Raw genomic sequence first — 18,703 nt, 5'->3', positions numbered from 1 at the left:
GCTCGGAGCCAACAGGCTCCGGGCCCGAAGGTGCTGCTCTTTGACGGCCGTTCCGGGCCGGGAGGCGAAAAGGCCTCACGACACCCATTCGATCTCCCGCGACTCCATGATACGAAGCGGATCAGCGCCACAAATAACGAGAGAGCGGCATGAACCCCCTTTTCGCCAACCTGCCCACCACCGTCTTCGAAGTGATGTCGAGCCTGGCGCGGGAGACGGGTGCGATCAATCTGGGACAGGGCTTCCCGGACGATCCGGGGCCTGAGGACGTGCGCCGCGCGGCGGCCGATGCGGTGCTGAACGGCTACAACCAATATCCGTCCATGATGGGCATTCCGGAGCTGCGCTCCGCCATCGCCGCCCACTATAAGCATTGGCAGGGCGTCGATCTGGACGCGACGAGCGAGGTCATGGTGACCTCGGGCGCGACGGAAGCGCTCGCAGGCGCGATCCTCGGAATCGTGGAGCCGGGCGACGAGGTGGTGCTCTTCGAGCCCATGTACGACGCCTACCTGCCCCTCGTGCGGCTTGCCGGCGGCATCCCGAAATTCGTCTCCCTCCAGCCGCCCCATTTCCGGCTGACCGAGGAGGCGCTGGCCAGGGCCTTCTCGCCCAAGACCAAGGCGGTGGTGTTCAACAATCCCCTGAACCCCACGGCCACGATCTTCCCGCAGGAGGACCTGGCGCTCCTGAGCCATTTCTGCCAGAAGTTCGACGCCATCGCGATCTCCGACGAGGTCTGGGAGCATGTTGTCTTCGACGGCCGCCGCCACCAGCCGGTGCTGGGGCTCGAGGGCATGCGGGACCGGGCCGTGAAGATCGGCTCGGCGGGCAAGATCTTCAGCCTCACGGGCTGGAAGGTCGGCTTCGTCTGCGCCGCCCCGCACATCATGAAGGTGCTGGCGAAGTCTCACCAGTTCCTCACCTTCACCACGCCGCCGAACCTGCAGGCCGCGGTGGCCTACGGGCTTGCCAAGGACGAGGCCTATTTCGAGGGCATGCGCCAGGGCTTCGCCCGCAGCCGCGACCGCTTCACCGAGGGCCTGAAGATTCTGGGCTTCGATGTGATCCCGAGCCAGGGCACCTATTTCGTCAATATCGACATCACGCCCCTGGGCGAGACCGACGACGTCGCCTTCTGCCGCCGCCTCGTCCTGGAGCACGGCGTCGCCGCCATTCCCGTCTCCGCCTTCTATGCGCAGGGCGCGGTGAAGAACGTGGTGCGCTTCTGCTTCGCCAAGAAGGATTCGACCCTGGATGCGGGGCTCGAACGGCTGGCCGACGCCATGAAGCGGGCGGCGTGACGGGAGGGGGCGGCGCGATGACGATGCTCCGACAGGCCCTGGCGCCGGCCCTGCTCCTCGCGATGCTCGGCTCAGGCGCGGCCGAGGAAAAATACCTCCGGCTTGAGGACGTCGCAGGGGTTTATCGCAGCCCCGTCGCCGTCAGGCGTCCCGGAGAGACCGTTCGAACGGAGAACATCCTTGAGATCGTCCCCTATGGCGAGGCCAGAGCCTATCTCCGCACCCGGCTGAACCACCCCGTCACCGGCAATCTGTGCAGCTTATGGGGAATCGCGGAAATCCAGGGCTCCCGCCTGGTCTATCGGAGCGCCGGAGACGAGGGGGAAGCTCCCTCCCCCTGCAGCCTGACCGTGAGATTCGAGAAGGGCCAGATCCTGTTCGACGACCGGGACAGGCAATGCGAGCGGCGGCTTTGCGGCGCCAATGCGCATTTCTCCCAGTTCGTCTTCAAGGAATCCGCCCGGCGGCCCATCACCTATCTGGAGCGCATCCGGGCCTCGCGGCAGTACCGGGAGGCCGTCGCGGAATACGAGCGCCGAAAGGATGAAGCCGACACGGGTTCGATAGAATATCTGGTCGGCATCTACCGGGTTCCGGTCGAGGCCCCCATGCCCGGTTCCGAGCGGCCTTTCAGAACTGAGAACGTCCTTGAAATCGTCCCTTACCGGGAGAAGAGCTTCTACATCACTGCAGAGATCAACGGCTATCACGCCTGTCATCTTACCGGGATCGCCGAAGTCGAAGGCTCCCGACTGGTCTATCGCAGCGTCCCGGAAGAAGGCGATCCAACGCCTGCCTGTCACTTCTCCCTGAAGGTTGTAGGCCAGGAGATCGCTCTCGATGACCAGGGAGGGTATTGCGCCCGGGCATTTTGCGGCGCGCATGCGGATTTCGACAACGCAACCTTCAAGACAGGAATGCGCCAACGTATCGATAATCCAAGCGAGATCCTCGCTTCCGGAGGCTATGACGAAGCGACCTCCGAATACGAACGCCTCCTCCAGAGCCGCACGAAGAGTCGAATCCATCCCGAACGGCCTTGACGCGCAGGGCAATAGGATTTCAATTAACCGCTTCGCCGATCAAGGCTTTTTCTGACTTTTAGGAGTTCCCACCCCTGATGTTCCGTCTTCTCGCCTCGGTTGCTCTGGGCCTCAGCCTCCTCACCGGCGCCGCCGCCCAGGAGCGCGTCGTCAATGTCTACAACTGGTCCGACTACGTGGATCCGGAGGTTCTGGACGAGTTCACGAAGGAGACCGGGATCAAGGTCGTCTACGACACCTACGACAACAACGAGATCGTCGAGACCAAGCTGCTCGCGGGCCAGTCCGGCTACGACATCGTCGCGCCCTCGGGCCCCTTCCTGCAGCGGCTGATCAATGCCGGGATCTTCCAGAAGCTCGACAAGTCGAAGCTGCCGAACCTCGCCAACCAGTGGCCCGAGGTGACCGAGCGCCTCGCCGTGTTCGACCCGGGCAACCAGCATGCCGTGAACTACATGTGGGGCACCACGGGCATCGGCATCAACGTGAAGAAGGTCAAGGAGATCCTCGGCGAGAACGTGCCTCTGAACACCTGGGACCTAGTGCTCAAGCCCGAGATCTCCTCGAAGCTGAAGTCCTGCGGCATCTACATGCTGGATTCACCCGAGGATCTCTTCCCCGGCGTCCTGGCCTATCTCGGCCTCAACCCCGATTCCAAGCGCACCGAGGATCTGAACAAGGCCGGCGACGCCCTGTTCCGCATCCGCGGCAACGTCCAGAAGTTCCACTCCTCCGAGTACATCAACGCGCTCGCCAACGGGGACATCTGCGTGGCGGTGGGCTATTCGGGCGACATCATCCAGGCCCGCTCCCGCGCCGAGGAAGCCAGGAACGGCGTCGAGATCGCCTATGTGGTCCCCCGCGAGGGCGCTCTGATGTGGTTCGACAGCTTCGCGATCCCCGCGGACGCCAAGAACGTGGCCGAGGCGCATGAATTCATCAACTTCATGCTGCGCCCCGAGATCGCCGCCCGGAACACGAACTTCGTATCCTATGCCTCCGGCAACCTCGCCGCCAAGAAGCATATCGATCCTGCGATCCTCAACGATCCCGGCATCTATCCGGATGAGGCGACCATGAAGCGCCTCTTCACCAACACGGCCTATGACGAACGCGCCCAGCGCACCGTCACCCGGCTCTGGACCCGGGTGAAGACGGGCCGTTAATCCGGCGGTCAGGATCGATCCCGGATCATCCGCCAAGCCTCGATGCTCCGCCTCCGGGCGGAGCACTCATTTCGGAAGGTGGTTTTCCATGCGCCTCGTGACCCTTGCAGCCCTCGCGTCCCTCGCCCTCGCCTCTCCGGCCCTGGCCCAGAGCGACACACCCCGCCAGCCCACGATCAGCGTGATGGGCACCGGCGAGGCGGAGCTGAAACCCGATTTCGCCCGCATCCTCGTGACGGTCGCGACCCAGGCCGAGACGGTGGCCCAGGCGGCTTCCGCCAACAGCGCCGCGACGGAGCGGGTGCTGGCCCGGATCCAGAGCCTCGGGATTCCCAAGGAGGACATCCGGACCGCGAACTTCCAGGTCTTCCAGACCCCGCAGGAGATGCGGCCGGACGGCACGCAGGTGAAGGTGCCGAAATTCTCGGCCCATCACCAGTTGCGCATCACCACCCGCGACCTCGACGGGGTCGGACGGCTCGCAGGCGAGATCCTCGCCAGCGGCGACATGACCTTCCAGTCCGTCTCCTTCGGTCTCGACCGGCAGGAGGAGGGCGGCGACAAGGCCCGTGAGGCCGCCGTGCGCGACGCCCGCCGCCAGGCCGAAGTCTATGCCTCCGCCGCCGGCGTTTCCCTCGGCCGCCTGCTGGAGATCAAGGACGGATCCGCCCAGATCTTCGAGCCGCAGCAGGACATGCGCATGTCGATGGCCATGGCCAAGGGTCCCGAATCGGTCCCGATCGTCCCGCCCGCCACGATCCGCTACACGGCCAATGTGCAGCTCGTCTGGGAAATGGCCGGGCGGCAGTAAGGCGGCTCACCAAATAGGGCGTCGCGGCGCAGGAACGAACCAGGCCGGGTGCGGTTGCCCCGGTCAGGAGGACAGCCGATGCAGCGTCGACGCCTAGCCCGCACCCAGAAAACGTGGCCCTTCCTCCTCGGAGGGCTGGCCCTGGCCGGCGCCGCCGTTGCGATCTCGCGAGCGCAGACCCGTTCGGCCGCTCCTCGGGTGACGGGACCCGCCGCCCCGGAGCGAATCCGCAGCGCCACGGTCGATGGCATCCGGATGCGGTGGGAGCAGCACGGAGACGACCCCGCCACCGCACTTCCCGTCGTCTTCGTTCACGGCCTGCCGACGAATCCCCGCGCCTGGCGCTATGTCCTGCCTCGCGTCTCGAACAGCGGCGTGTGTTGCCTGGCATGGGAGCTGGTCGGCTTCGGAGGATCCCTTCGCGAAGGTTTCGGAAGGGATCTGTCGATTCCGGCCCAGGCCTCCTATCTGCGGGCATGGCTTCGGCACCTCGGGATCGAGAAGGCGGTCTTCGTCGCCCATGATTACGGCGGCGGCGTCGTGCAGCATCTTGCGACGACCTCTCCGGACCTGTTCCTGGGCCTTGTGCTCACGGACAGCGTCGCCTTCGACAACTGGCCCGTTCCGGCCGTCAAGGCTGCGAGGGCCATGAGGTCCGCCATCGGACATTGTCCGCCGCGCCTGCTGGAGCCCGTCTTCAAGGGAGCCCTCGTCAATCTGGGGCACACCGATCAGGCCGTCGCGGCAGAATCGCGGGAGCTGTTCTGGCGTCCTTATTCTGGGGAGAACGGCCCGTCCGCCTTCGCCCATCAGCTCGGATTCTTCTCCAACCAGGACACGGTACGGATCGGGCATGACCTCCATCCCCTTGGCTGCCCAACGCTTGTCGTGTGGGGCGAAAAGGATCCGCTGGGTCTCGACTCGGCTGAGGAGCTGGCAGGGAGGCTCGATGCGGATCTGCGGGTCATCGAGGGCGCTTATCACTTCACGATCGAGGATCATCCGAACGAGATCGCCGATGCCGTCCAGTCGGTGCTCTCGCGGGTCCGTTCCGAGGAAAGCGCTGGAGACCGAGCCGGCCTCCTGCATTCCTGAGCGCCGGGCATGAGCCGGCTCGAACGGCAAAGCTGACAGCCTTGGCAGCTTGGGCTAAGCGGTGATGAACTCACACCAGCTCAGCAGGATCCCAAGTCCAGCACCGTATCCGTGCGCGAGGCCAGCATCGAGGACGTGCCCGCCATCCTCGCCCTCATCAAGGAACTGGCGGCGTTCGAGAATCTCTCCTACGCCATCCAGACCGACGAAGCCCGCCTGCGGGAGCATGGCTTCGGGCCCGAGCCGCGCTTCAGGGTCCTGCTGGCCGAGAGCAATGGGAAGGTCCTCGGATTCCTGAGCTACATGATCCGCTATTCGATCTGGAGCGGGTCTGACTTCCTCAATCTCGACGACCTGTTCGTCTCGGAAGCCGCCCGGGGCCGCGGCATCGGCCGCGCCCTGATGCATCGACTCTCCGAGATCGCAGCCGGGCAAGGCCTGATGGTTCGCTGGGAACTGCTCGTCGACAACGAACCGGCCAAGGCCTTCTACAAGGCCATCGGCGCGACCCTGTCGGAGAAGCTGATCGCCCGCTGGTCCGTCGAAGCGGCCCGGAGCTACAGCGTCAGGCGGCCCTGACGCTGTCGAGGAACTGGTTGATCTCGGCACTCAGGCGCTCGGCCTGGCGCTCCAGGGTGACGGAGAGATCCGCCACCGCACGGGCGGCGTCGAGGGACTTCGCGGCGACGTCCTCCGTCGTTCCGATGGCCGATGCGCCCGCCTGCGCCTCGCTGGAGACCTGGGCGACGGAGCGGGCGATCTCGGAGACCGCGTCCGTCTGCTGGCTGACGGCTCCGGCGACCGTGGAGACCACGCCCGCGAGATCTTCGATGGAGGCCTGGACGCCGCCGAGCGCCACGAGCGTTTCCCGGGAGGCGGCCTGCACCGCCTCGATCTGCCGGGCGATATCCTCGGTCGCCTTGGTCGTCTGGCTCGCCAGCGCCTTCACCTCGCTTGCCACGACCGCGAAGCCCTTGCCGGCCCCGCCTGCCCGCGCCGCCTCGATGGTGGCGTTGAGCGCAAGGAGGTTGGTCTGCTCCGCGATGGAGCGGATCAGGTCCGCCACCTCGCCGATCTGGGACGTTGCCGAGGACAGGACCGACATGCTTTCGGACGCCCCGCGGGCCTCGGCCACGGCGCGCTCCGAGGCCTTGGCCGATGCGCTCGTCTGGGCCGCCACCGCATTGAGGGATGCGTCCAGCTCCTCGGCAGCGCTCGCCACGGCCGACATGCCCTGAGAGGCCCGGTTCGAAGCATCGCCCGCCATCTGCGCCTGCTCGGTAACGTGGTTCGCCGAACCCTCCAGCTGTCCGGAAGCAGCGGCGAGATCACCGGTGACCCGCCGGACCTCGGCCAGGATCTGTTCGACGGAGGCATCGAAAGCGCCGATGGCGCCGGCAATGGCATGGGCCCGCTCGGCTTCGAGCGCCGCCATTCCCTCGCGCTCGCCGGCCAGCCGTTCGCGCTCACGGGCATTGTCGCGGAAGACGAGAACCGTGCGGGCCATCGCCCCGATCTCGTCCGTGGCAGCGGTGGAGGGGATCTCGAGGCTCGCATCGCCGTCCGCCAGGCGCTGCATCGCGTTCTGGAGTCGGGCGAGCGGCCGGGAAATGGAGCGTCCGACCAGGAGATTGAGGCACAGGCCCAGCAGGAGCGTACCGCCCATGGCCCACAGGATGAGGGTGAAGGTGCGCTGCTGCGAAGCGGTGAGCTGCGCCTCGGCCGCCGCCGCTTCGGCCTGAACCTTGGTGAGCAGCTGGTCGAGGATCGGCACGAGGAGGTCGAACTGCCCCATGAGGCGCTCGCCCTCGCCCGAGACCTGCTTCTCGAGTTCGGCCCAGGCCTGGAAGGCCGCCTGATAGGCTTCACCGGCGGTCCCGATCGCAGGCTTCGTCTCGACGGCGCTTGCCTCGAGACGACCGAGCGCTCTGGTGAAGCGGCCCTGTTCGACGTCGAAAGCGCCCAGGATGCTGTCCTCAAGCAGGAGCCGGGCCGTCGCCTCCTGGCGGAACATGCCATGCATCGCCGCATAAAGGCGCAGGGGATCCGGTTCGCCGTCGCTCGCGAGGGGCCGGACGAGTTTTTCCAGTTCCGCCGCTGCGGTCAGGAGCTGTCCGCGAGCACCGTCTTCCGCCTGATAGCCGATGTCGCGGTAGAGCTTGTCGAGGCTGACGGCCTGTCCGCTCAGGGCCGCCGCATGTTGCTGAAGCTGTTCGATCTCAGGCGTGATGAGCGCAGCCACAGGTGTGGTCTTCATAGCGTCGAGCTGGGCCGTGAGGCTGCGGTGCTTCTCGATGAAGGCCTGGCCGTGGTGGTCCAGACGGGCCGACGTCCATTCGCGGGCCGTGATCTTCAGGGCATCGGCCTGATTGCGGAAACGATAGGCGTTCTCGGCCAGGGCGGAATAGGCCTGCTGAAGCTCAAGCGCCTGCTCCACCTCGCTCCGACCGGTCTGGAAAACAGCGCCGATCACGGCGAATCCAAGCACCATCACGCCGCTCAGGGCGGCAACGCGCATCCGAACCGAGGGCAGACGCAACCGATCACCAAACGCCATCCCGCCGAATCTCCAGGTCTTTTTCGGCCGGTAGGATGGCAACCAGGAGTTAAAGATGACTTTACGTTAGGACAGCATTCATGCTGCCTGAGGCATCTCGGTCATGATGGCGTAGAGAGCAGCCGCGTCCCGCGTGGCGCGGACCCGCTCGATCACGCCGGGCTCGCGCAGGACGCGGGCCACCCGGGCCAAGGCCTTCAGGTGGTCCGCCCCGGCCCCTTCTGGGGCGAGCAGTAGAAAGAGAATGTCGACATGTTGGCCGTCGAGGGCCTCGAAATCGATGGGTTTGTCGAGCCTCGCCACCAGCCCGAAGATCCGGTTCAGGCCCGGCAGCTTGCCGTGGGGAATGGCGATCCCTTCGCCGATGCCCGTGGAGCCAAGGCGCTCCCGCTGCAACAGAGCCTCATAGATCGCCGTCTCGGACAGGCCCGTGAGACGGGCCGCATGAGTGGCCATCTCCTGCAGAGCCTGTTTCTTGCCGCTGACCCGCAGAGCGGGCAGAACGGCCTTTGGATCTAGAAAATCAAGCAAAGGCATCGATCAACTGCAATAGGTTGTGAAGCCGGTGCGGCCTCGCAGCGTTCCAAGCAAAAAACGGGCCAAGACGGCGTCTCCTCCGTCAAAACCGTGCGGTCGGCGGGATGATCCAGCCGATCGCCCGTCGCTGCGGCGGTATACGACGTTAACGCGCGCGGTGCTAGCAGGGATACATACGAGGGCGGCCTCTCCGGACGAATTAAGACCATTGGCGGAGGCAACGGCGGCCACGCGGCCGGAGCAGCCTTCGTCGAAATCGCCGTCCTCGACCTGCGATCCAGGGGGTTCGCCCGTGGCGATCATCCGGCCCGGTGCGCTCATAGCCATATCGCTGTCCTCCCGTACTGCGCTCGCCCTAAAGGCCGACCTTCAAGAGTTGACGCTACGAATGATGATGCTTCCGGAAGGCAAGACAAGCCTTGAAGAGCCCGATTCACGTCAATCGCAGTCGGTTTGCCCTGCGGCGTTCGGCGGATGAGGGGATTCGGAGGGCTTCGCGATATTTCGCGACCGTGCGCCGGGCGATGTCGATCCCCTCGGCTTTCAATTTCTGGGCAATTGCCTCATCCGAGAGCACTTGGCCGGGAGCCTCATCCTCGACGAATTGCTTGATTCGGTGCCGGACCGCCTTGGCCGCATGCCCGCCCTCCCCCGCCGCTGCATCGAAGAAGTACTTCATCGGGTAGGTCGCGCCGGCGGAGATGCCGATGGCCTTGTTGGTGATGACCCGGGAAACGGTCGATTCGTGCATCCCGATCGCCTCCGCCACCACTTTGAGGGTGAGGGGGCGCAAGGAGGCGACGCCCTCCCGGAAGAAGCCTTCCTGCTGGCGCACGATCTCGGTGGCGACCTTCAGGATGGTCTTCGCCCGCTGATCCAGGCTGCGCGTCAGCCAGCTGGCGGTCTGGAGACAGTCAGAGAGGAAGGCCTTGTCCTCATCCTTGCGCACCTGCTTCGCCACTTCCGCGTAATAGGACCGGTTGAGCAGGATCCGGGGCTGGGTTTCGGAATTGAGCTCGACCGTGAAGCCGCCCTCCGCATTCGGCCGCACCAAGATGTCGGGCACGAGAAGCTGGACGGTCGAGGCTGCAAAGATAAGGCCGGGCTTGGGCTCCAGGCCGCGGATCTCACCGAGCATCTGCATCAGATCCTCCCGGTCGACGCCGCACAGGCGCATGAGACCGGCAACATCCTGGCGGGCAACGAGGTCGAGGCGGGAGAGCAGAAGCCGCATGGCCGGATCGAGCCGGTCACGTTCCCGCAGCTGGATTTCGAGGCATTCGGCCAGGTTGCGGGCGCCGATTCCCGGCGGGTCGAAACTCTGGACGAGATGCAGGGCGGTCTCGATCTCGTCAGGCGGAACGTGGATCCTCTCGGCGATCTCCTCGAGATCCTCCGTCAGATATCCTGCCTCATCCAGACTGTGGATCAGGTACTCGCCGAGGGCGCGAAGCCGCGGATCGGCCGTGGTGAGATCGAGTTGTGCTTCGAGATGCTCCGCCAGGCTTGCATGGCGGGCGAGCGTCGATTCGAGCTCGAGCTTGATCTCCCCGTGGCCGGAGCCGGAGGCCTGTGTACCCGAGCCGACCGCCTCGCCTCGAAGCGGAGGAAGACCGGGAGCCGGGCGTGGTCCGGCGGTCCGGCTCCTCTCCTTGGCCTGGAGGAAATCGGCCAGGGTCGGGGCAGGGACATCCGTTTCCCTGCCGGCCTCCTGAAGAAGGGGATTGCGCTCGAGTTCGGCCTCCACATAGGCCGACAGCTCCAGCTGTGAGAGCTGCAGCAGCTTGATCGATTGAACGAGCTGCGGGGTCATGACCAGGGACTGGCCCTGGCGCAGTTCCAGCCGTTGCAGCGAACTCATGAAAGCACCCGGAACATTCCGGCATGCTTCTTGCATGCCTTTTCCGGTTTACCCTTCGGGCAGGCCGCCGTCAAAGGCGGCCGTTCCTGTCAGAGACGGAAGTCCTCGCCGAGATAGAGGCGGCGCACATCCTCGTTGGCGACGATGGCGTCCGGCGTGCCCTCTGTGAGGACCCGGCCGGAATGGATGATATAGGCCCGGTCGATCAGGCCCAGCGTCTCGCGGACATTGTGGTCCGTGATCAGCACGCCGATGCCGCGGCGGGTGAGGTGCCGCACGAGGTTCTGAATGTCGCCGACCGCGATCGGGTCGATACCTGCGAAGGGCTCGTCGAGCAGCATGAAGGTGGGCTCGCCGGCAAGCGCCCGGGCGATCTCGCAGCGCCGCCGCTCGCCGCCCGAGAGCGCGATGGAGGGCGACTTGCGAAGGCGCGTGATGTTGAACTCGTCGAGGAGGGCATCGAGCTTGCGCTCGCGCTCCTTCCGGCTCGGCTCCACGATCTCGAGCACGGCCCGGATGTTGTCCTCGACATTGAGGCCGCGGAAGATCGAGGCCTCCTGCGGCAGGTAGCCGATGCCGAGACGCGCGCGGCGGTACATCGGCAGAGTCGTCACGTCGTTCCCGTCGAGGCTGATGACGCCGCGATCCGCCGCGACGAGGCCCGTGATCATGTAGAAGATGGTGGTCTTGCCCGCGCCGTTGGGGCCGAGAAGGCCGACGGCTTCGCCTGCGCGCACATTCAGGCCAGCGTCACGCACCACGGTGCGGCTGCGATAGCTCTTCTGCAGTCCCTTGACCGCGAGGATGCCCGGGCCGCCGAAGACGTGCTCGTCCTCGACGCGCTCATAGAAACGGGGCTCCGGCCGAGACGGCTTCACCTCCAGAATGCTCACGTCGGACGGAGCGGTCGAGGAACGGTTGAACAGGGATTTCACAGGACAATCATCGCATGGAATTGAAGGTGGACGGGACGATGCCCCGCCTCAGTTCGTCGCTGGCTTCTGCGGCTTCGGCTTAGTGCCGCCTGCTGCAGGATCCGCTCCGCCGCTGCCGGGAACGAACAGCGCCCTCACCCGACCGCCGGGGGCGGTCTCGATATTGGCGATGCCGGTATTGATGTCATAGACCACCCGCTCGCCGCGCGTCACGTTTGGCCCATCGCTCAGGGCCGCGTTGCCGGTCAGGTAGATCTTGTTGGCGATGCGGTCGAAAATGGCGTTGTCGCCGGTCGCGACCTGGGTCTTCGACACGATGGTCACGGGGCCCTTGCAATCGATCTTCTTGATCGCGCTGTCGTCTGCGGTCTGGGGTCCGGCCGATGCGGCCTGAGCGCCGCCCTCCTGGTTCCGCTGCTCGTAATAGACCGTCATGAGCGAGCAGTTCATGGTGCTGTCGCCCTGGACCGCCACCACGTTGCCGGAAAAGACCGCGCGGCCTTCCTTATCGTAAACGTCCAGCTTGTCGGCATCGATCTTGATCGGCTCCTTGCTGGCGCCGAAATTGCCGAAGCCGACGGCGCGCTCCTTGCCGCCTACCTGGGCCAGGGCCGCCGGCGCCATCGCCGAAAGAAGAAGCGCGCCCGCGAGCGCGGCATGTCGGAGACTCATCATGGGCGGACACTTGTCGGTTGGGCCGCAGGCGCCGGAGCGGCCGGGTCGGCGGAAGCTGGTGAGGATGTCTCGGAGGCGGACGAGGGCTCGAAGACGGTGGAGACCCGGCCCTTGAACTGCATGACCTTGCCGCTTTCGGTGACTTTCAGGCCCGTCGCCTTGATGACGCCGTTGCCGAGGAACACGGTGACGGGCTCCTTGGACTCGACCGTGCCCGCCTTGAAGTCCACGAAGGCGGAGCTGAGATGGACCTCCTGGCCAGAATCCGTCCGGACCCGGATGTCCTGGCGCAGGTTCATCTGCTCCTTTTGGGTGTTCAGGATGCCGATGGCGGCCTCGAGCCTCGCGGCGCTGCCCTTGTCGTCCGTGACGATGCGAGCCTTGAGATCCTTCAGCTCGACGAAATTGGGGTTGCGCACGTCCTGGGTGGCGGCGCTCGCCGTCACCTCGTAGGGGCGGTTGTCGTTCTTGAAGCCCGTGAGCTTCGGGCTTTCCATGGTCACGTTGGTGCCGCTGACCCCAATGGGGCCGACGGTCAGGCCCTCGACCTTTCGGAAAGGGTCGAGATAGGTCACGACCCCAAGCCCGCCCATGGCGAGCAGGGAGCCGAGGGGAATGGCGATCTTGGCGAACCGGACCCAGCGGGAGTGACGGCGGGCCTTGTTGAAGTCGCGCGCCCGTGCAGCCGGCCTCGACGCCGGGCCGTCACGCATCGCGATGCCCTGGATTCCCGCCACTTCTGAACACCCTTGTCCGTCTTGAACCTTGCGAACGGCGCCACATGCCCAAGCGCCGTGGCGATGTTATGACGGATATGGGTTTTATGCGGGAAAGTTTAAGGTCCCGTCAAGAATGGGCGAAGATGTCCGTTTCCGCCCAGCCGAGGAGGTCGAGCTGGGCCCGCGTGGGCAGGAAGCTGAAGCATTGATGGGCGATGCCGAGCCGGTTTTCCCGCTCCAGCATTCCGTCCAGCCTGTCCTTGAGGGCGTGCAGGTGCAGCACGTCGGATGCGGCATAGTCGAGCTGGGCCTGCGTCAGCGTATCCGCGCCCCAATCGGAGGATTGCTGCTGCTTGGAAAGCTCCGCCCCGATGAGCTCCCGCGCCAGGTCCTTCAGCCCATGGCGGTCCGTATAGGTGCGAACGAGGCGCGAGGCGACCTTGGTGCAGTAGACGGGGCGGGGCATGACCCCGAAGGCGTGGAAGAGAACGGCGAGATCAAAGCGGGCGTAATGGAAGATCTTGAGCACGCTCTCGTCTGAGAGCACCCGGACCAGGTTCTCGGGCAGAGGTCCGTCCCTCAGGATCTGCACCACGTCGGCAGTGCGGTCGCCGGTCGAAATCTGGACCACGCAGAGCCGGTCCCGATGCGGGTTCAGGCCGAGCGTCTCCGTGTCGACGGCAATTGCGAAACCGGGCTGGTAATCCGCGGGCAGGTCGCCGCGGTGGAAGCGGGTTGTCATGGTGGTTCCAGAAATCCGAGACATATCGGCCTCGGCTCTAGCGCCTTGCGTGGAAAAGTGGAACCAATTTCGAGGCCGCTGCCGCCGCAGATCCGGTCGCCCGCATCGGTTGCAGGCCCTCAGACCTCGGCCGCGGACAGTTCCTCGAGAACTTTCGCGAGGGTTTCGCGATGCACCGGCTTTTCGAGCCAGGGAACGTCCCGCAGCTCCGGCGGCCTCTCGGCAGATGGCGGCAGGCCGGAATAGATGACGAAGGGCACGCCCCGGCTCTTCAGGGCGCTGGCGATCTGCAGGCAGGCTCCGTCATTGAGCATGACATCCAGCAAAGCAACCGCGGGTGTCTCGCGCTCGAGCCACTGCAGGGCCTGGGCGTTGCTGGGGAACGGTCCGCCGACCCTGAAGCCGGCGTCCTCCAGGGAGGCCTCCAGAGACATCCCGATCAGCGCCTGGTCTTCGACGATCATGCAGCAGGGTTGGGTCATGATGCCGCCCTCATAGGTCTCGTGACAATACAGGCTCGCCAGGAAGCACCTGACCGAACTGCCAAGGCGAATCACCCGCGCCTCCGCGAGGAAGAATTTTGATGCGTTCTCGGACAGGTTTCATTCACCCATGTAAAGTTTCGCCCGTCGAAGGCTTTTCACAGCTAGAAGTCGTGATAGCATGTTGTGAAGAGCACTCGGGCAGGACTTGCCCACCCGGATCGCGGCGTTATTTCCCGCCATAAGATTAAAAGGCTAAAGGTTGCCTAGCTTCACATACGTTAATGCAAGGGCTGACAAAGCGGCATTTCCTTTGGTTTAAAGTTGGTAGGGGTCGGAAGATTGGCAGCTGAGACTTCTCTGAAAGACCAGATGCTCGCCGCCGTTCCGCATCTGAGGGCCTTCGCGATCTCGCTGTCCGGCAGCGTCGACCGAGCCGACGACCTCGTTCAGAGCGCTCTGCTCAAGGGCCTCGACAACCTCGACAAGTTTCAGCCCGGCACCAGCATGCAGGCCTGGCTGTTCACGATCCTGCGCAACGATTTCCTCACCCAGGCCCGCAAGAGCAAGCGCGAGGTGGAGGATCCGGAAGGTGCATGGGCCGAGAAGGTCGCCGTAATGCCGGAGCAGGGCGCACGCCTCGATTTCACGGACATGCTCGCAGCCCTGAGCAAACTGCCCGTCGACCAGCGCGAGGCTCTTCTCCTTGTTGCGGCCGAGGGGCTGTCCTACGAGGAGGCGGCGAAAATCTGCGGCACTAACATCGGCACCATCAAGAGCCGCATCAACCGGGCCCGCAGCCGCCTGGCGGAATTCCTGAACTTCGATGCCCAGGACGATCTCGGTCCCGACCGGCTGGTCAAAGCGGCCCTCTTCATGCATTCGGGGCCCTGAAACCGGGGTGAACGGGACCCGGCGCAGGCTTTGGCGCCAGGCCTGATCGTCAGAGGCCGAAGTCCATACCGTGTCAGGCTGCGAGCGCGTTCCCCTCGCGCCTGTACTGGACGATGATGGCCGCAGGCGCTGCCGGATCGGGACTCCACTCGCTGTTCAGGCGGCGCAGCGCCATCCTCACCTCCGGCAGACGGGACGGCTCGCCCCCAGGCATCCCGTCGGTGCTGGCCATGTCGAGCAGGTACTCGTCCCAAGCCCAGCGCCACAGGATCTCGCGCTTGCAATCGAGGGTCAGGAGCGGGTGATGCACCACATCTTCAGGCGCCTCGAACACGGCGGCAGGACTGACACGGGCGCGCTCCAGTTCCGGCAGATCGGGCGCATCGCATCGGCCGTAGCGATTCTGCAGCAAGGACAGCCATACGACCGCACCCGCGGCGCTCTCCATGGCTGTGCGCTCGTCTGCTTCCCGATCCGTATCGCGTTCATGTGCAGTTGCCCCGTCTGCCATGCGGTAGGCCAGTCCCTCCCGCTCGGCATAGGCAACGGCCTGCTCGCGCGTGTCGAAGGTCAGCTCCATCGGCGCCAGCGGATCGCCTCCGGCCGTCCAGCCCATCAGCGGCTCGACGACAGGCGGCGTGCGGCGCTCGAAGCGCAGGATCCAGCCTTTCGCGCCTGCACTGCCGGAGGTGGTGACGGGCCGCTCCCGGCAGGCGATCACGGCCTGAGCATCCGCTGGCCAGGGCTGGCCTGCGATCGGACAGAGCCGCGGCGGGCGGTTATGGCCAATGCCGATCATGCGCTCCTGCATGTTTCTCCTCCTCGGATGACCGACGATTGATGTTCGGACGGCGCCATCCGCATCCATGACCCCGCACCGGGCACGAGGCCTCGGATCGACGTCAGGACGGCACGGTATTCCGCCGCAGCGAGGGCATCGAAATGCGAGAGCGCCTCGATCACTGCCTCGCCCTTCGATTTTCGCCGCAGCTCGGGCAGGGCTCCGCTCGCCACCTGCTCCACCACCAGCTCGTCGCGCGCCCAAGAGAGCAGGATGATCCGCTTCTCCTCGGGCGAGAACGACGGATGTTCAGCGACCTTGTGCGGATCCCGGAAGATGCCGCCCGGGTTTACCAGCGCCTCCGCGAGCGTGGCTTCCGGAAAAAGGGCAGAACAGGCCTCGGGAGCATCCCGTCTCGTCCGTCCGGCGTCGATGTGAATGCGTGTATCGGCAATGTTCGGCTCGTGCATCGTCATCCCTTCCTCACATCAGCGAAGGGGATGCCCGGAGATCCGGGCATCCTGAGACATCAATGTTTGGTCGCATCGGCACCGTTGACGGCGATACGCTTCACCGACGGCTTGCTTTCCGCCGATTTCGGCATCGCCACCGTCAGCACGCCGTTCTTGAACGAGGCCTCCACCTTGTCCTCCTGGACCTCCCAGGGGAGCGGGATGCGGCGCTCGAAGCGGCCGTAATACCGCTCGCTGAAGGCGTGCTCCTTGTCCTCCACTTCGGACTTCTTCTCGCCGCGGATGGTGAGAACGCCGTCGCCCATCAGTACCTCGACCTCCTTCTCGTCGAGGCCCGGCAGCTCGGCGCAGACGCGCACGTCCTTGTCGTTCTCAATGACCTCCACGCTGGGCCAGCGCATTCCCTGGCCCACGCCGCCGAAGGGCGCGATGTCGAAGTTGCGGAAGACATCATCGAAGAGCCGGTTCATCTCGCGATGGAGGGTCATGAAGGGATCGCCCTCTTCGCGGTAACGGCTCGGGACCTGCTGGCTGCGGCCCCAGGGAATGAGATCACGCATGTTCATGACGCTTCTCCTTGCTCTTGCATCAGTTCACACGGGTTCGTTCGGCACCGGCCTGTCGCCGGTGCCGTTGCATTCGGCCATTGAATCTCACGCCGCCTGGCTGTGCTCGATCTGCTGAGGCTGGTTGCCCTGTCCGAGGCTCTTCGCTCCATTGGCGGATTGGATCTCGATCCGGCGGGGCTTGAGCGCTTCGGGCACCTCACGCTTGAGCTCGATGGTGAGCAGACCGTGATCGAGGCTTGCGCCCGTGACCTTCACATGGTCTGCGAGGTTGAAGCTCTGCTTGAAGGCGCGGGTCGCGATGCCGCGATGCAGGTACTGCTTGCCTTCTTCCGAGCCCTTCTTCTGGCCCGTGACGATAAGCTGGTTCTCTTTCTGGGTGAGTTCGATCTCGTCGGTCGAGAAGCCCGCGATCGCCATCGTGATCACATACTGGTCCTCGCCCGCCTTCTCGATGTTGTAGGGCGGCCAGTTGGTCATGGGCTCGACCTGGGTCGCATGGTCGAGCATGTCGAACAGCCGGTCGAAGCCGACAGTCGAACGATACAGAGGAGAGAAATCGAAAGCTGTTCTCATCACCACATCCTCCATTGAGCAACATGGACATGAGAGCGCCGGACACCCGCCGGCGCCCGAAATGCCAAGCTATTGATAAGCCTTGGCAATGCAGATTTTAGGAAGCGGTTTTCGGATTTTCAAGACCCCTGAGCGGAGGCAACGGTTTCGCGGTTCATGGATCCTGCAGGCGAGCCGCACGTTCCGTCCTTCATGCAGGAATATGAACTCCCGTTCTATGCGGCCGTCGCGCTGGCAGGCCTCGCCTTCGCGGCTGTCGATTTCGCCGACAGGCCGTTTCCTTGGTTGCGGCGCTTCCTGCCTCTTCCGATCACGGCAGGATTATTGGGAGCCCTTGCCCTGTTGCTTCCGCGCGGATTCGGCTTTCCCGTCCGGATGCCGCACGATGGTGTCGAGGTCGATTTTCTCATTGCGCTGCTCACCACCAATATGGGCCTGCACCTCACGCCCAGAGTGCTCCGCAACGGCCTTCCTGTCTTCGGGCTTTTTCTGGTGGCGGGATTCTGCCTCTACTGGCTAATGCTCCTCGCCGCCCTTCCTCTCGCCCTGCTGACGGATCATCCGCTGGAAACGGCGGTGATGACCGGGCCGCTCGCCTATGTCGGAGCGCCCTACAACCTCAATCCGCCAACGCAAGTGCCGCCGGCCCTCGCCGACCTGCTGCGCCCGGCCTATGCCGATCCCCAGGCAACGGCTCACGGCATGATGATGCTCGGCATCATCCTCGGGCCTCTGCTGGCATCCTGGAGCGGACGTCGATTCTTCCGCAAGGCCGGCAAGGAGCCGCCGCAACCTCCGGCGCAGGACGAGAAGACGCCCTCGATTGCCGTGAGCGTCTTCGGACAGCGCATGACTCACCTGATCGTGCTCATCCTCGCCCTCATTGCCCTCGCCTTCTCGATCCAGGCGCTCCTGCTGGCGATAATGCCCAGCTTCAGCGAGGACATCCTGCCGGTCATCGTGATTTCCTATCTCCTCGGAGGATTGAGCCGCCTCACCTTCGAAAGGGTGGCAGGGCCCGACCGCTTTCCCGAAGCGGCGCTCACGGTTCTCCTGCTCGGGCCGACCATGAGCTTCGTGCTCACCTACGCCATCATGAGCATTCCTCTGCACCAGATAACGCTTGTCACACCTTTGATGGCCGCGTCCGGCCTGCTTGCGATCCTGACGAGCGCTGCCTTCGCATGGGCCGTCTTTCCAATCTTCGCGCGGGTCGTCGACCGCTATTATGGCGCGGTGATCGCAATGGTCCTGATTGCTGTCACGACCGGCTGGGGGCCAGTCGCCATGTCCTTCCTGCGCCGCTCGACCGATGAGCGCGGGGAGGTCGAGCCGATGCCGGCGATCCTCCCCTTGAATGCGTTCTTCCTCTTCCCGTGGATGGTGATCCTCACGTCCGAGTTCGTGCTTTCCACCCTCGGCTCGGCCTGAGCCCGTCGGAAATCTGAACCAAATGCAGTCCCCTGGGTTGGCACGGCAGGCTCCG

Annotated in this window: 19 protein-coding genes and 1 pseudogene; 8 read left to right on the top strand and 12 right to left on the bottom strand. The window is 64.8% G+C overall.

Annotation, left to right across the window (positions count from 1 at the left end):
• The first annotated feature begins 149 nt into the window (after positions 1-149).
• From LG661_RS18775 to LG661_RS18750, 6 genes are all read left to right on the top strand, one after another.
• On the top strand, positions 150-1,304 hold the full coding sequence (locus LG661_RS18775; protein ID WP_230533420.1) for an aminotransferase: 1,155 nt from the start codon (positions 150-152) through the stop codon (positions 1,302-1,304).
• A gap of 17 nt (positions 1,305-1,321) precedes the next feature.
• Positions 1,322-2,347 (top strand): hypothetical protein, encoded by a 1,026-nt coding sequence (locus tag LG661_RS18770; protein ID WP_230533419.1) that lies wholly within the window; start codon positions 1,322-1,324, stop codon positions 2,345-2,347.
• A gap of 77 nt (positions 2,348-2,424) precedes the next feature.
• Positions 2,425-3,513 (top strand): polyamine ABC transporter substrate-binding protein, encoded by a 1,089-nt coding sequence (locus LG661_RS18765; RefSeq protein ID WP_230533418.1) that lies wholly within the window; start codon positions 2,425-2,427, stop codon positions 3,511-3,513.
• A gap of 88 nt (positions 3,514-3,601) precedes the next feature.
• Entirely contained in the window at positions 3,602-4,324 is a 723-nt protein-coding gene (locus tag LG661_RS18760; RefSeq protein WP_230533417.1) for an SIMPL domain-containing protein, read from the top strand.
• Between the two features lie 78 nt (positions 4,325-4,402).
• On the top strand, positions 4,403-5,419 hold the full coding sequence (locus LG661_RS18755) for an alpha/beta fold hydrolase (protein WP_230533416.1): 1,017 nt from the start codon (positions 4,403-4,405) through the stop codon (positions 5,417-5,419).
• Between the two features lie 111 nt (positions 5,420-5,530).
• Positions 5,531-5,998, top strand: a complete 468-nt coding sequence (locus LG661_RS18750; RefSeq protein WP_230533415.1) for a GNAT family N-acetyltransferase — start codon at positions 5,531-5,533, stop codon at positions 5,996-5,998.
• On the opposite strand, the pseudogene LG661_RS25695 reads toward LG661_RS18750, so the two are convergent.
• The 8 genes and pseudogenes from LG661_RS25695 to LG661_RS18710 form a co-directional block, all read right to left on the bottom strand.
• A pseudogene (locus LG661_RS25695) lies at positions 5,985-7,034 on the bottom strand (methyl-accepting chemotaxis protein); the annotation flags it as partial. The gene LG661_RS18750 and the pseudogene LG661_RS25695 overlap by 14 nt on opposite strands.
• Before the next feature lie 1,020 nt (positions 7,035-8,054).
• Positions 8,055-8,513, bottom strand: coding sequence for a PTS IIA-like nitrogen regulatory protein PtsN (gene ptsN, locus LG661_RS18740; protein WP_230533413.1), 459 nt, complete (start codon positions 8,511-8,513; stop codon positions 8,055-8,057).
• Positions 8,514-8,946: 433 nt separating this feature from the next.
• Positions 8,947-10,374: an RNA polymerase factor sigma-54 gene (rpoN, locus tag LG661_RS18735; protein WP_230533412.1), complete on the bottom strand. Its 1,428-nt coding sequence runs from the start codon at positions 10,372-10,374 to the stop codon at positions 8,947-8,949.
• Positions 10,375-10,463: 89 nt separating this feature from the next.
• The gene (lptB, locus tag LG661_RS18730) at positions 10,464-11,252 is read right to left on the bottom strand and encodes an LPS export ABC transporter ATP-binding protein (RefSeq protein WP_230533424.1); all 789 of its coding nucleotides are present in this window, start codon (positions 11,250-11,252) and stop codon (positions 10,464-10,466) included.
• Between the two features lie 105 nt (positions 11,253-11,357).
• Positions 11,358-11,984 (bottom strand): LptA/OstA family protein, encoded by a 627-nt coding sequence (locus LG661_RS18725; protein ID WP_230533411.1) that lies wholly within the window; start codon positions 11,982-11,984, stop codon positions 11,358-11,360.
• Positions 11,981-12,721, bottom strand: a complete 741-nt coding sequence (gene lptC, locus LG661_RS18720) for an LPS export ABC transporter periplasmic protein LptC (RefSeq protein WP_230533409.1) — start codon at positions 12,719-12,721, stop codon at positions 11,981-11,983. Before lptC ends, LG661_RS18725 begins: the two co-directional genes overlap by 4 nt.
• 109 nt (positions 12,722-12,830) lie before the next feature.
• Positions 12,831-13,445 carry a ribonuclease D gene (locus LG661_RS18715; RefSeq protein WP_230533408.1) on the bottom strand — a complete coding sequence of 205 codons (615 nt, stop codon included), beginning with the start codon at positions 13,443-13,445 and terminating at the stop codon, positions 12,831-12,833.
• Between the two features lie 119 nt (positions 13,446-13,564).
• Positions 13,565-13,927 carry a response regulator gene (locus tag LG661_RS18710; protein ID WP_230533406.1) on the bottom strand — a complete coding sequence of 121 codons (363 nt, stop codon included), beginning with the start codon at positions 13,925-13,927 and terminating at the stop codon, positions 13,565-13,567.
• Positions 13,928-14,269: 342 nt separating this feature from the next.
• Here LG661_RS18710 and LG661_RS18705 point away from each other — a divergent pair, with 342 nt between their 5' ends.
• Positions 14,270-14,821, top strand: coding sequence for a sigma-70 family RNA polymerase sigma factor (locus LG661_RS18705; protein WP_268995488.1), 552 nt, complete (start codon positions 14,270-14,272; stop codon positions 14,819-14,821).
• 73 nt (positions 14,822-14,894) lie between these two features.
• Here the strand turns inward: LG661_RS18705 and LG661_RS18700 are convergent, their stop codons facing one another.
• The 4 genes from LG661_RS18700 to LG661_RS18685 form a co-directional block, all read right to left on the bottom strand.
• The gene (locus LG661_RS18700) at positions 14,895-15,632 is read right to left on the bottom strand and encodes an NADH dehydrogenase ubiquinone Fe-S protein 4 (protein WP_230533405.1); all 738 of its coding nucleotides are present in this window, start codon (positions 15,630-15,632) and stop codon (positions 14,895-14,897) included.
• Positions 15,617-16,072 (bottom strand): hypothetical protein, encoded by a 456-nt coding sequence (locus LG661_RS18695; protein WP_230533403.1) that lies wholly within the window; start codon positions 16,070-16,072, stop codon positions 15,617-15,619. Before LG661_RS18695 ends, LG661_RS18700 begins: the two co-directional genes overlap by 16 nt.
• A gap of 59 nt (positions 16,073-16,131) precedes the next feature.
• The gene (locus LG661_RS18690) at positions 16,132-16,641 is read right to left on the bottom strand and encodes an Hsp20/alpha crystallin family protein (RefSeq protein WP_230533402.1); all 510 of its coding nucleotides are present in this window, start codon (positions 16,639-16,641) and stop codon (positions 16,132-16,134) included.
• An 87-nt stretch (positions 16,642-16,728) separates the two neighbouring features.
• A complete protein-coding gene (locus LG661_RS18685) occupies positions 16,729-17,217 on the bottom strand; it encodes an Hsp20 family protein (protein ID WP_230533401.1) in 489 nt (162 codons plus the stop codon).
• Between the two features lie 156 nt (positions 17,218-17,373).
• Between LG661_RS18685 and LG661_RS18680 the strand changes: the two genes are divergently transcribed.
• A complete protein-coding gene (locus tag LG661_RS18680; RefSeq protein WP_230533400.1) occupies positions 17,374-18,648 on the top strand; it encodes a hypothetical protein in 1,275 nt (424 codons plus the stop codon).
• The last annotated feature ends 55 nt before the right edge of the window (positions 18,649-18,703 follow it).

This window comes from Microvirga roseola (assembly GCF_020866965.1).
Classification (GTDB): Bacteria; Pseudomonadota; Alphaproteobacteria; order Rhizobiales; family Beijerinckiaceae; genus Microvirga; species Microvirga roseola.
This window is presented reverse-complemented; position numbering and strand designations above follow the sequence as displayed.

What these genes read in the sequence shown, in the direction of transcription:
- LG661_RS18770 (WP_230533419.1), top strand. Translation starts at nt 1,322, where the DNA reads ATGACGATGCTCCGACAGGCCCTGGCGCCGGCCCTGCTCCTCGCGATG.
- LG661_RS18725 (WP_230533411.1), bottom strand. Translation starts at nt 11,984, where the DNA reads ATGATGAGTCTCCGACATGCCGCGCTCGCGGGCGCGCTTCTTCTTTCG.
- LG661_RS18710 (WP_230533406.1), bottom strand. Translation starts at nt 13,927, where the DNA reads ATGACCCAACCCTGCTGCATGATCGTCGAAGACCAGGCGCTGATCGGG.
- LG661_RS18685 (WP_230533401.1), bottom strand. Translation starts at nt 17,217, where the DNA reads ATGAGAACAGCTTTCGATTTCTCTCCTCTGTATCGTTCGACTGTCGGC.
- LG661_RS18680 (WP_230533400.1), top strand. Translation starts at nt 17,374, where the DNA reads ATGGATCCTGCAGGCGAGCCGCACGTTCCGTCCTTCATGCAGGAATAT.
- LG661_RS18715 (WP_230533408.1), bottom strand. Translation starts at nt 13,445, where the DNA reads ATGACAACCCGCTTCCACCGCGGCGACCTGCCCGCGGATTACCAGCCC.
- LG661_RS18765 (WP_230533418.1), top strand. Translation starts at nt 2,425, where the DNA reads ATGTTCCGTCTTCTCGCCTCGGTTGCTCTGGGCCTCAGCCTCCTCACC.
- LG661_RS18690 (WP_230533402.1), bottom strand. Translation starts at nt 16,641, where the DNA reads ATGAACATGCGTGATCTCATTCCCTGGGGCCGCAGCCAGCAGGTCCCG.
- ptsN (WP_230533413.1), bottom strand. Translation starts at nt 8,513, where the DNA reads ATGCCTTTGCTTGATTTTCTAGATCCAAAGGCCGTTCTGCCCGCTCTG.
- LG661_RS18755 (WP_230533416.1), top strand. Translation starts at nt 4,403, where the DNA reads ATGCAGCGTCGACGCCTAGCCCGCACCCAGAAAACGTGGCCCTTCCTC.
- rpoN (WP_230533412.1), bottom strand. Translation starts at nt 10,374, where the DNA reads ATGAGTTCGCTGCAACGGCTGGAACTGCGCCAGGGCCAGTCCCTGGTC.
- LG661_RS18700 (WP_230533405.1), bottom strand. Translation starts at nt 15,632, where the DNA reads ATGCAGGAGCGCATGATCGGCATTGGCCATAACCGCCCGCCGCGGCTC.
- LG661_RS18695 (WP_230533403.1), bottom strand. Translation starts at nt 16,072, where the DNA reads ATGCACGAGCCGAACATTGCCGATACACGCATTCACATCGACGCCGGA.
- LG661_RS18760 (WP_230533417.1), top strand. Translation starts at nt 3,602, where the DNA reads ATGCGCCTCGTGACCCTTGCAGCCCTCGCGTCCCTCGCCCTCGCCTCT.
- LG661_RS18775 (WP_230533420.1), top strand. Translation starts at nt 150, where the DNA reads ATGAACCCCCTTTTCGCCAACCTGCCCACCACCGTCTTCGAAGTGATG.